Here is an 11,777-nt window from a genome sequence, read left to right as displayed (position 1 = left end):
GTCTACGGCGACCTGGCGCTCGACGACCCCGCCAAGTTCACTGAGGAGACGCCCTATAAGCCGTCCTCTCCGTACAGCTCGACCAAGGCTTCCTCCGACATGCTCGTCCGAGCGTGGACCCGCACCTACGGGCTTCGCACCACGATCTCCAACTGCTCCAACAACTACGGCCCCTACCAGCACGTGGAGAAGTTCATCCCCAGGCAGATCACCAACATCGTCGACGGCGTGCGCCCCAAGCTCTACGGCCGCGGCGAGAACGTCCGCGACTGGATCCACACCGAGGACCACTCCAGCGCCGTCTGGGACATCCTGACCCGCGGCCGCACGGGGGAGACCTACCTCATCGGCGCCGACGGCGAGAGGGACAACATCACGGTCCTGCGCATGATCTTGGAGGCGATGGGGCGCGACCCCGAGGACTTCGACTGGGTCGCCGACCGCCCCGGCCACGATCGCCGCTACGCCATCGACTCCACCAAGCTGCAGACCGAGCTCGGCTGGAGGCCGGCGCACACCGACTTCGCCGAGGGCCTCAGGGCCACCATCGACTGGTACGTCGCCAACGAGGCCTGGTGGCGCCCGGCCAAGGAGGCCACCGAGGCCCGCTACCGCGCGCAGGGGCAGTAAGGAGAGCAGAGACATGGCAGACATCGCATTCGAGAAGGACCTCTCCGTCACCGAGACCGGCATCGAGGGCCTGAAGGTCGTCGAACTGGCCGTCCACGGCGACTCGCGCGGTTGGTTCAAGGAGAACTGGCAGCGCGCCAAGATGTGCGCGCTGGGCATCCCGGACCTCCGCGTCGTCCAGAACAACGTCTCCTACAACGACAGCCGCGGCGTCACGCGCGGCATCCACGCCGAGCCCTGGGACAAGTTCATCTCGGTGGCCCGCGGCTCGGTCTTCGGCGCCTGGGTCGACCTGCGCGAGGGCAGCGAGACCTTCGGCAAGGTGTTCACCTGCACCCTGGACCCGTCGAAGGCCATCTACGTCCCGCGCGGCGTGGGCAACTCCTTCCAGGCGCTCGAGGACGGCACCGCCTACACCTACCTGGTGGACGCCCACTGGTCGCTGGAGCTCAAGAGGACCTACACCTTCGTGAACCTCGCCGACCCCGAGCTCGCCATCGAGTGGCCGATCCCGCTGGACCAGGCCACCGTCTCCGAGGCCGACCTCAACCACCCGATGCTCAGGGACGTCGTCCCCATGGCGCCCAAGAGGACCCTCGTCACCGGCTGCAACGGCCAGCTGGGCCGCGCGGTCCGCAAGCTCGCCGAGGAGCGCGGCGTCGCCAAGGACTTCGACTTCTGCGACATCGACACCTTCGACATGTCCGACCCGGAGGCCTATTCGCAGTACGACTGGTCGCTCTACGGCACCGTCATCAACTGCGGCGCCTACACGGCCGTGGATAGGGCGGAGACCCCCGAGGGCCGCGTTGTCGCCTGGAAGGCCAACGCGACCGGCCCCGCCCTTCTCGCCCGCACCTGCGCCGGGCACGGCATCACGCTCGTCCACGTGTCCTCCGACTACGTCTTCGACGGCACCGCCGAGGTCCACGCGGAGGACGAGCCCCTCAGCCCGCTGTCCGTCTACGGCCAGACCAAGGCCGCCGGCGACATCGCCGTGGCGGGGGGCCCGCGCCACTACATCATGCGCTCCAGCTGGGTCATCGGCGAGGGCCGCAACTTCGTCAAGACGATGAAGGCGCTCTCCGACCGCGTCGCCGACCCCGAGGACGGGCTCACGCAGGTCACGGTCGTGGACGACCAGCTGGGCCGCCTGACCTTCACGCGCGACATGGCCGAGGCCATCTTCCACGTGCTGGGGACGCACGCCCCCTACGGCACCTACGACTGCACCGGCTCGGGCGCCGTCAAGTCCTGGGCCGATATCGCCCGCGCCGTCTTCGAGGCCGCCAACGGCAACGGGGACAGGGTCGTGCCGGTATCGACCGCCGACTACTACGCGAGCGCCGAGGGCCCCGTCGCCCCGCGCCCGGTCCACTCCGCGCTCGACCTGTCCAAGCTGGAGTCCGCAGGCTTCGACATGCCCGACTGGGAGGAAGAGCTGGGGGAGTACATCAAGACGCTCTAGCCGCTATTAACTTTTCGAGAGTAAAAGCCGCCGTTCTTTAACGGCGGCTTTTCTTGTTGGTGGCTATCTGCGCAGTGGTGCCAATAGTATTTTGCGGAAGATCTACCTCTCGCTTGGCATGGAAGTAGGGTGGCCGGGCTGGTCGTCGTAGGCGTATTTGCTGTACACGTTGACCTCCCACTGCTTTTTTTCGACCTTTGCTACAGAATCAAGGATGAAGCCGGTCGCAAGGCTCAGGCCGCACAGGAACATAAACGAGGCGGCGAGCACAGCGGTGGGGAAGCGCGGGACGAGGCCGGTCTGGAAATATTCGACAACGATGGGCATGCCCAGGGCGAGGCCGAATACCGCGAACAGAAGCGCAACGAGGCTGAAGAACTTCAGCGGGCGGTAGTCCTTGAACAGCGTGCCGATCATCGCAACGACTTTAATGCCGTCGCTCACGGTGTTGAGTTTGGACTCGGAACCCTCGGGACGGTCGCGGTACTCGATGGGCACATCTTTGATGCGCCAGCGGTGGTCGACGGCGTGGATCGAGAGCTCGGTTTCGATCTGAAAGCCCTCGGAAAGCACTGGGAAGGTTTTAACGAACGGGCGGCTCATGGCGCGGTAGCCTGTCATGACGTCATCGAAGCTGTAGCCATAGATCCACCTGATCATGGCGCGGACCAGATTATTGCCAAAGCCGTGGAAGGCACGCTTGTTCTCCTCGGCGTAGGTGCCGTTGGAAAGGCGATCGCCTACGGTCATGTCGGCCGTGCCGTTAAGGATGGGCTCGCAGAGGGCCTTGGCCGCCTCGGCGGGGTAGGTGTCGTCTCCGTCGACCATCAGGTAGCAATCGGCGTCGATATCGCGAAACATCTGGCGGCACACGTTGCCCTTTCCCTGACGGGGCTCAAAGCGGACTGTGGCGCCGTGCTCGGTGGCAATGCGTGAGGTATCGTCCGACGAGTTGTTGTCATAGACATAGACCGTCGCCTGCGGAAGCTCGCGGTGAAAGTCGTCGATGACTTTGCCGATCGTGAGCGCTTCGTTGTAGCAAGGGATGATGACGGCGATGGATTCAGAATTCACTTAATGCTCCTTATACATTCAATCCTAGAAAGTATAGCCGTTTGGGCCTGGCATCCTAAGATGTGGGTTAGTTCTCCAGTTTTGTTGCGCGAATCGTTTGCATGGCCGTCGGGTCTATACTGTTCGTTTGTCAACGATTACGAGTAAAGGAGTTGCATCCGTGTCGGATCAGACAAAGCAACAAGAAACTCGCAGTCTGCCTGCGACGTTTGCTAAGAACGAATTTGAGAAGGACGCGTTTATCCTTCGTCAGCTGGTTACCAAGGATTTTAAGATCAAGTATCGCCGTAGCGTTCTGGGCGTCGCATGGTCGGTGCTCAACCCGCTGCTGATGATGATCGTCATGGCCATCGTGTTCTCGACGATTTTTGGCCAGGGCCGCAATGGCTCAATGACGCCCGAGATGTACCCGCTGTACTTGATCGTGGGTAACATCACCTTTGCCGTCATGTCTGAGTCTACTAACCAGGCCCTGACGTCGATCGTGGGCGCTGCCCCTCTGCTCAAGAAGGTTAAGGTGCACCGCTGGGTTTTCCCGGTGCAGAAGGTGCTCTTCTCGCTGGTCAACTTTGCCTTCTCGCTGGTCGCCGTCGCCATCGTCATGCTGTGGTTCCGCGTTATGCCTTCTTGGCACCTGATTCTGTTGCCGGTTTGCCTGCTGCTGCTTATGTGCTTCTGCATGGGCCTGGGCATGATGCTCTCTGCCCTTACGGTCTTCTTCCGCGACGTTATGCATCTGTGGAGCGTCGTCATTACGGCGTGGACTTACATTACGCCCATCTTCTGGACGACTGACTATATTGCGCAAATGCCGCATCTCGTGCGTATCTTGATGTATGCGAACCCCATGTTCAACTACCTGCAGTTTATGCGCGATATCTTCCTGTTCCAGACTACGCCCTCGCTTATGACGTTTGGTATGTGCGTCGCTTGGGCGGTTCTTGCGCTTATTATTGGCTATACCGTGTTCCATAAGTCCGAGCGCAAATTTATCCTCTACATCTAAGGAGTGCTGTGATGACTGAATCTGTTGTTGATTACAGCGAGCAGCCTCTGGCTGTCGAGGTCGACGACGTCACCATGATCTTTAACATGGCGTCCGAGTCGCTGACCAACCTCAAGGAGTACTTCATTAAGCTTGCCAAGCACGAGCTGTTCTTTGAGGAGTTTAGGGCGCTTAAGCACATCTCGTTTGATATTCATCGCGGCGAGGTTGTGGGTCTGGTCGGCACCAATGGCTCCGGCAAGTCTACGATGCTCAAGATTATCGCTGGCGTTCTTGAGCCTAGCGAGGGCAGCGTTAAGGTGCACGGTAACATCGCGCCGCTGATTGAGCTTGGCGCCGGCTTTGACCCCGAGCTGACCGCCCGCGAGAACATCTATCTGAACGGCGCCCTGCTCGGCTATACCAAGGAGTTCATCGACGCCAACTTTGACGGCATTATCGAGTTCGCTGAGCTGCAGAACTTTGTCGATATGCCGCTTAAGAACTTCTCTTCGGGCATGGTGGCGCGTATCGCCTTTGCAATCGCGACGATTACCGAGCCCGATATTCTGATCGTTGACGAGACGCTGTCCGTCGGTGATGTGTTCTTCCAGCAAAAGTGTGAGGCCCGCATCCAGCACTTTATCCAGAGCGGCGACGTGACGGTTCTGTTCGTTTCGCACTCTATGGAGCAGGTTGAGCGCATCTGCCAGCGTGCCGTTTGGATTGAGAAGGGTGACCTTCGCATGGACGGCCCGGTCGATGAGGTCTGCAAGGCGTACCGCGAGCAGTTCAACTAGGTTATAATTACTTGCGCCTGACAGGCTTGTGCTTGCTTGGGCGTGCGGTTATTTGCTCCATTAGCTCAGTTGGATAGAGCAGGGGACTTCTAATCCCAAGGTCGACGGTTCGAATCCGCCATGGAGCACCATCGTTTATTAAGCCCAGACCGCTTGGTGGTCTGGGCTTTTTTCATCTTGTGTGTTGCTGGAGCCGAGCGCGAGCAAGCCGCTGCTGTTTGTTGGGGTTGGCATTTTACTTTTCGAGATGCTCTTTCAGCAGCTCCAACGCGTGGGCGTAGCCCTTCAGGCCCTCTCCGGTGATGGTGGCGAAGCAGGCCAGACGGGCGTAGCTCACCTGGCGGAAGTCTTCGCGGGTCTCGACTGCGCTAATGTGGACCTCCACAGCCGGGATGGCGACGGCTTTGAGCGCGTCCAGGATGGCCACGCTTGTGTGCGTGTAGGCGGCCGGGTTGATGACGATGCCGTCGACCTTTCCGTAAGCCTCCTGGATCTTGTCGACGATGCTGCCCTCGTGGTTAGACTGGAAGACCTCGACCTCGTCGAAGCCCTGTGCGGCACCCGCTTCCTGGCAGATCTGCACTAAGCGATCGTAGTTGTCGCTGCCGTAGATGCCTGGCTCGCGAATGCCGAGCATGTTGAGGTTGGGGCCGTTAATGACGAGTGCTTTCATGGTTGCTTCCTTTGCAGTTGAAAAACCACCACAAAGGTGCCTGCCCCCTTTGTGGTGGTTTTGGTTAGAGAGCGGGTGGGAGGGTGTCGAGGAGGGCATGGGCGGTGTTGGCGGCGCAGTCGCGTGAGTCGATGATGTAGTCGGCCCAGGCGCGGTAGCGCGGCATACGCTGCTCGGCCAGCTTGTCGATGCCGTCGCGCGCGGTGATGGGGCGGCCCTTGTGGGCGAGCTCGTCGAGCTTGCGGTTGAGCATCACGATTTGGCTGTTTTGGTGCAGCAGAGGGTAGTTCTCGTCGCGCGTAACCACGCCGCCGCCGGTGGAGAGCACCAAGCCGCTGCGCTTGGAGATGTCGGCCAGCGCTGCCGTCTCCTGCTCGCGGAAGGCCGCCTCGCCGCACTTGATGATAAAGTCGGCGCAGGGCATGCCCAGGCGCTCCTCGAGGGCGCGATCGAGATCGATGTGCTCGCGGCCCGTGAGCTGGGCGATCTGCTCGCCCACGCGGGTCTTGCCCGAGCCCGGCATGCCGATCAGCGCGATGTTCTGTTCGCGGCGTGACAGGCGCTCCGTTATGTCCAGGATCCTCTCGCGCGGGGTGGCTTTGCCGGTATAGCGCTCGACAGCTTGTGCCGCCTGGGCAACAAGCATAAGCAGGCCGCCGATGCAGGGGATGCCGCGGCGCTCGGCCTCGAGCATCAGGCCCGTGCGGGCGGGGTTGTAGACAATGTCGATGACGCCCTCGAGCGCATCGAGGCCTTCGAGCGTGCAAGGCGCGTCGGGGCAATGGGGGAACATGCCGGCGGGCGTGCAGTTGACGAGTAGGGAGGCGTCGGACTGCTGCGCGATATTGTCGTAGTTGACCTCGCTCGTGCGACCCACGGGTACGACGATGGCGCCCATGTCTCCCAGCACCATACTTGCCGTGGTGCCGGCGCCGCCGGTGGCACCGAGCACGAGGGCCTTCTTGCCGGCAACCTCAACGCCCAACTCCTCGACCAGGCACTGGAAACCGAAGTAGTCAGTATTATCGCCGTGCAGGCGGCCGTCGGGCAGGCGCGTGATGGTGTTGACGTTGCCCATGCGCTCGGCGAGCGGGCTCAGCTCGTCCAGATACTCCATGACGGCGCGCTTGTAGGGGATGGTCACGTTGGTGCCCTCCCATTCGTCGCCCGTCATAAAAGCCTCAAGATCCTCGGGCTCGCGCTCAAAACGCACGTACTCAAGCCCCGCCAGCTCCTTGTAGATGGTCGGGGTGTAGCTGTGGCCCAGCACGCGGCCCAGCACGCCGTAGGGGCGGGTTGCGGCGGTATCGGTCATCTAGAGCACCTCCGTGTAGCTGCCAAAGTAGGTGAAGCTCTCGCACACGTCGTTGATCGAATCGAGCAGGTCGTCGAGAGCCTTGCTGCCAAAGGGGCAGTCCAGATCAAAGTAGAACATAAACTCAAAGTCGCGGCCGGGGATGGGGCGGCTCTCGAGCTTGATGAGGTTGATATTGAGCGCGTAGAAGCGCTCGAGTACGCGATAGAGGGCGCCCGGCTCATTGGCCGTGGTGATCATGAGTGAGGTGCGGTTGGCACCGGGGTAGACGCGTGGCTCGCGGCTGATGACGACAAAGCGCGTGTAGTTGTTGTCCGAGTCCTGGATGTTGGGCTCCAGCACCTCCAGACCGTAGAGTGCGGCGCAGCTGCGCGATGCGATGGCGGCAACATCGGTGCGCTCGGAGCTGGCGACCATCTCGGCCGACATGGCGGTGTTGGGGTACTTGGTGGCGTGCAGGCCGTGCGCCTCGATAAAGCTAGCGCACTGCGCGATGGCCTGACCGTGGCTGTAGACCTCGCGTATGCCCGCGAGCTTGGTGCCGGGCTTGACGAGCAAGTTGTGATCGATCTTGAGGCGCAGCGAGCGCACGATGTGGAAGTCGAACTGGGCGAGCAGGTCGTAGACAGCGTTGACCGAGCCGGCGGTGGAGTTCTCGATGGGCAGCACGCCAAACTCGCAGAAGCCGTCGCGCACAGCGCGCATAACGCCTTCGAAGGTCTCGAAGAACGCAATGTCGGGCACGTCGAAGAGCCTGCACGCGGCAATTTGGCTATAGGCGCCCTCGACGCCCTGGCAGGCGACGCTAGCCGTCTGGGGGAAAGGCGTGTCAAAGGCTGCAGCCGTGGCGTGGGCCTTTTGTGAGACGGTGATGCCCTTGAGCTCGTTGATGTAGCGCTGTTGCTCGGCCTTGCTCATGCTCATGAGGAGGCGGAACAGGGTGATGGCTTGGGCCTCGTAGCGCTCGGGCACGCGGCTGGCGAGATTGTTGAGCTTGGAGCGCTCACGGGCGGGGTCGAAGACGGCCTTGCCCATCTCGATTTTTGACTTGGCGACATCGGTGGCAATATCCATGCGCTCGACAAAGCTATTGAGGAGCGTTGTATCGATGCCGTCGATGGCCTGGCGAATATCGGCAAGGTCCATGGAGACCCCTTTCACGTGTCGGTGATTTTTCTGGGACGGGGATTAAAAAATCATTGTGTTCCTAATGATTTTTTAATCCCCGTCCCAGAAAAATCACTGGGTAGGCGTGGGGGCCGGAGTTGGCCCCCGGAGATTTTTAGCGCTGGGCGGCGTCTTCGAGGAGGGCGTCCCAGATGGCAAGGGCGGCGGCTGCCTCGGCTACGGGGACGGCTCGGGGGACGATGCAGGGATCGTGGCGGCCGTGGACCGAGAGCTCGGCATTTTCCATAGCGTCCATGTCCACCGTCTGCTGCTCGCGGCCAATTGAGGGCGTCGGCTTTACGGCCATGCGCCACATGACGGGCGCGCCGGTTGAAATACCGCCCAGGATGCCGCCGGCGTTGTTGGACTCGACCTCGATCTCGCCGGTCTCGGCATCGATGCGATACGGATCGTTGTTCTCGCTGCCACGCATGGCGGCCACGGCAAAGCCCATGCCAAACTCCACGCCCTTTACGGCGGGAATGCCAAACGCGATTTGCGCGATGCGGTTCTCGATACCGTCGAACATGGGGTCGCCGATGCCTGCGGGAAGCCCGTAAATGCCGCACTCCACGATGCCGCCGATGCTGTCGAGTTCGTCGCGCGCGGCTAGGATCTCCTCACGCATGCGGCCGGCTGCGGCGGCGTCAATGCACGGCAGATCGTTCGTAAGGATCGCCTTGCGGTCGGCCTCGCGATAGACCATATCGTCCATCGGCAGGTCGGAGATGCCGCCGATCTGCGCCACATGCGCCATCACTTTAATGCCGCAGGCCTCGAGTGCCTGCAGCGCAATGCCGCCGGCGATGCACAGGGGTGCCGTTAGGCGGCCGGAGAAATGCCCGCCGCCGGCGACATCGTGCATGTTGTGATACTTCACGCGTGCAGGGAAGTCCGCATGTCCCGGACGGGGCTTGCGGCGCAGCTCGGAGTAATCCTTGGAGCGCGTGTTGGTGTTCTCGATAATCGCGGCAATGGGCGCGCCGGTGGTGTGCCCATCGACCACGCCGGCGATGATTTGGGCGGCGTCGGCCTCGCGGCGCTTGGTCGCGGTCTCGTCGCGACCGGGGGCGCGACGGTTCAAAAAGGCCTGCAGCGCTTCTTGGTCAACGGCGATGCCCGCCGGAATGCCATCGAGGGAGCAGCCGATGGCGGGGGAGTGCGACTGGCCGAAGATGCTTAAGTGCAAGACGTTGCCAAAGGTCGAGGACATGCTATTCCTCCTCGAGCGTGACCTTGCCGCCCAGCAGGCGGTAGTGGTCGAAGAAATCGGGATAGGACTTGTTGACGGCCTCGGCGCCGTGGATCACGACCTCGCCGGTGGCGCGGCTCGCGGCGATAGCGGCCATCATGGCGATGCGATGGTCGTTGTGCGAATCGACCTCGCCGCCGGTGAAGGCGTCGACGCCCTTGATGATGAGATCGTCGCCGGCAATACGCACCTGCGCGCCCAGCGCGCAGAGCTCGCGGGTGGTGGTGGCCAGACGGTCGGATTCCTTGATGCGCAGACGGGCGCAATCGCGAATAAAGGTGCGGCCCTGTGCCAACGAGGCCACGGCCGAGATGACGGGCACCAGGTCCGGAATGTCGTGGGCACTCATCTCAAAGCCGGCGAGCTTGTCGGACTGCACGGTGGCGGCGTTGGTGGAGCGCACGATGCGGGCGCCAAAGCGCGAAAGCGCGGCAAGCACGTTACGGTCGCCCTGTGCGGAGCTTAGCGACACGCCCTCGACGGTGATTGGGTCGGTGCCGATGGCACCGGCGCACAGCCAAAAGGCGGCGTTGGACCAGTCGCCCTCGACAGCAACGCTGCCGGGCGTGCGGTACGAGCCGCTGCTCACGCGGAAGTTCGTGACCTCGGGCTGGCCGTCCTTGGCCGGAATACGCTCGACGTTGACCTCGACGCCAAAGGCCTTCATGGCCTGGATCGTCAGGTTGATGTAGGGACGGCTCTCAATGAGGCCGGTTACCTGCACGCAGGAGGGCTGGGCCAGCAGTGGGGCTGCCAGCAGCAGGCCCGAGATGTACTGCGAGCTCACGTTGCCCGGAAGCACAAAGGTGCCCGGGCGCATGCGGCCGCTCGTCTTGAGCGGAAAACCGCCCAGACCCTGTAGGTCGCAGCCGGCGGCGATGATCTCGTCCGAGAGCGGGGAGAGCGGGCGGGCGCCCAGGCGGCCCTGGCCTACGAAGGTGGCATCCGCACCCAGCGCGCAGGCGACAGGCAGCATAAAGCGCAGCGTGGAGCCACTTTCACCGCAGTCAAGCGTGCCGCCGGCAAGGGCCTTGAGCAGGCCAAACTCAACACTCTTCATGGTGGGGTGGACCTGGAAGCCGTCCTCGACGGTCTCGATGCGAGCACCCAGTGCCGTAAGGCAGCGCACCGTGGCCTCGATGTCGGCGCAGGTGGTGTTGCAGGTGACGTGCGTCTCGCCGTTGGCAAGCGCAGCGCAGATGATGAGGCGATGCGCCATCGACTTGGACGCGATGGCGGGAACGGTGCCCTTGAGCGGGGACGGGGTGATGCGGGCTAGCATGCGGATGCGTCTCCCTTCTGGCCGAGGCCCTCGGCAATGAGTTCGTGGAAAGTGGAAAGTGGCGTGCGGTCGATGCTGCAGCGGCCAATGCCGTGCGGAATCACCAGGTCGATGGTGTCGCCCGCGCGCTTCTTGTCGTGGAGCGCTTCGGCAAAGACGGCATCGGCATCTAGGCCGCAGCGGGTCTTGAGGCCATGGCGGGCGCAGAGCTCCTCAATACGACCGGGCAGCGCAGCATCGCAGACGCCGTGCAGGGCCGCGGCGCGCGTGATGATACCCATGCCGATCGACACGCAGTTGCCGTGTCCGAGCTCAAAGTGCTCGCAGGCTTCGACGGCGTGTCCGGCGCTGTGTCCAAAGTTGAGGAGCTTACGCTGGTTAGTCTCGCGCTCGTCGGCGACGACCACGGCGCGCTTGATGTCGATGTTGCGGGCGATGATGAGTGCTACGCGGGCCACATCGTGGTTGAGCAGCTCCAGCGTGAGCGGGGTCTTCTCCAGCTCGGCGAAAAGCTCCGGATCGGCAATCACGGCGTGCTTGACGACCTCGCCGCAGCCGTCAGCGAACTGCTCGGGCGTGAGGGTGGCCAGGCACCCCACGTCGGCAATGACCACGCTCGGCTGCCAAAAGGCGCCGGCCAAGTTCTTGCCGGCAGCCAGGTCGATGGCGGTCTTGCCGCCCACAGACGAATCCACCATGGCGAGCAGGCTCGTCGGGATCTGCACAAACTTGCAGCCGCGCATGTAGGTGGCGGCCACAAAGCCCGCCACGTCGCCCACGACACCACCGCCGAGTGCCACGATCACGTCGGAGCGCGAAAGCTCGTGCTCGGCCACAAACTCCAAAATGGCAACATAGGTTTCGGCGCGCTTATGGGCCTCGCCGGCCTCGAAGGTGCAGATGCTCACCTCGTAGCCTGACGCCTCCAGGCTCTGCTTAACGGGCATCTGGTAGAGCGGGCCCACGTTGGTGTCCGTCACGATGACGGCCTTGGTGCCGCCGGCAGTGGCGCGCACGAGCGGTCCCGCCTGCTCCAGCAAAAACGTGCCAACATGCACCTGGTAGGGGCGTGCGGTGTCGATATCGATGGTAATCGCCATAAGCTTCGGTCCTTTCGACCTGGCGTGATAG

General features: G+C 62.6%; 11 protein-coding genes and 1 tRNA gene. 5 read left to right on the top strand and 7 right to left on the bottom strand.

The window, feature by feature from the left end:
* Nucleotides 1-630 (top strand): dTDP-glucose 4,6-dehydratase (locus DW850_RS01815; RefSeq protein ID WP_117786079.1); only part of this gene is annotated, 630 nt, incomplete at its 5' end.
* A 13-nt stretch (nt 631-643) separates the two neighbouring features.
* Nucleotides 644-2,098 carry a sugar nucleotide-binding protein gene (locus DW850_RS01810; protein ID WP_117786078.1) on the top strand — a complete coding sequence of 485 codons (1,455 nt, stop codon included), beginning with the start codon at nt 644-646 and terminating at the stop codon, nt 2,096-2,098.
* A 102-nt stretch (nt 2,099-2,200) separates the two neighbouring features.
* On the opposite strand, the gene DW850_RS01805 is transcribed toward DW850_RS01810, so the two are convergent.
* On the bottom strand, nt 2,201-3,172 hold the full coding sequence (locus DW850_RS01805; RefSeq protein ID WP_117786077.1) for a glycosyltransferase family 2 protein: 972 nt from the start codon (nt 3,170-3,172) through the stop codon (nt 2,201-2,203).
* A 160-nt stretch (nt 3,173-3,332) separates the two neighbouring features.
* Here DW850_RS01805 and DW850_RS01800 point away from each other — a divergent pair, with 160 nt between their 5' ends.
* The 3 genes from DW850_RS01800 (at nt 3,333) to DW850_RS01790 (ending at nt 5,088) form a co-directional block, all read left to right on the top strand.
* Nucleotides 3,333-4,178, top strand: coding sequence for an ABC transporter permease (locus tag DW850_RS01800; protein WP_022094778.1), 846 nt, complete (start codon nt 3,333-3,335; stop codon nt 4,176-4,178).
* Between the two features lie 11 nt (nt 4,179-4,189).
* Nucleotides 4,190-4,957 carry an ABC transporter ATP-binding protein gene (locus tag DW850_RS01795; protein WP_006236046.1) on the top strand — a complete coding sequence of 256 codons (768 nt, stop codon included), beginning with the start codon at nt 4,190-4,192 and terminating at the stop codon, nt 4,955-4,957.
* Between the two features lie 54 nt (nt 4,958-5,011).
* A tRNA-Arg gene (locus tag DW850_RS01790) sits at nt 5,012-5,088 on the top strand.
* A 104-nt stretch (nt 5,089-5,192) separates the two neighbouring features.
* Here the strand turns inward: DW850_RS01790 and aroQ are convergent.
* From aroQ to aroB, 6 genes are all read right to left on the bottom strand, one after another.
* Entirely contained in the window at nt 5,193-5,630 is a 438-nt protein-coding gene (gene aroQ, locus DW850_RS01785) for a type II 3-dehydroquinate dehydratase (protein ID WP_099431841.1), read from the bottom strand.
* A 64-nt stretch (nt 5,631-5,694) separates the two neighbouring features.
* Complete coding sequence (locus tag DW850_RS01780) at nt 5,695-6,945, bottom strand: shikimate kinase (protein ID WP_117786076.1); 1,251 nt, start codon at nt 6,943-6,945, stop codon at nt 5,695-5,697.
* On the bottom strand, nt 6,946-8,091 hold the full coding sequence (gene pheA / locus DW850_RS01775) for a prephenate dehydratase (protein WP_117786075.1): 1,146 nt from the start codon (nt 8,089-8,091) through the stop codon (nt 6,946-6,948).
* A gap of 136 nt (nt 8,092-8,227) precedes the next feature.
* Entirely contained in the window at nt 8,228-9,325 is a 1,098-nt protein-coding gene (gene aroC / locus DW850_RS01770; protein WP_117786074.1) for a chorismate synthase, read from the bottom strand.
* Between the two features lies 1 nt (nt 9,326).
* Nucleotides 9,327-10,646, bottom strand: coding sequence for a 3-phosphoshikimate 1-carboxyvinyltransferase (gene aroA, locus DW850_RS01765; RefSeq protein ID WP_117786073.1), 1,320 nt, complete (start codon nt 10,644-10,646; stop codon nt 9,327-9,329).
* The gene (aroB, locus tag DW850_RS01760) at nt 10,640-11,746 is read right to left on the bottom strand and encodes a 3-dehydroquinate synthase (protein ID WP_117786072.1); all 1,107 of its coding nucleotides are present in this window, start codon (nt 11,744-11,746) and stop codon (nt 10,640-10,642) included. Before aroB ends, aroA begins: the two co-directional genes overlap by 7 nt.
* Nucleotides 11,747-11,777: the final 31 nt, after the last annotated feature.

Source organism: Collinsella sp. AM36-4AA (genome assembly GCF_003467795.1).
Taxonomy (GTDB): domain Bacteria; phylum Actinomycetota; class Coriobacteriia; order Coriobacteriales; family Coriobacteriaceae; genus Collinsella.
The sequence above is the reverse complement of the archived record's forward strand: the minus strand, read 5'-3'. Positions and strand labels throughout refer to the sequence as shown.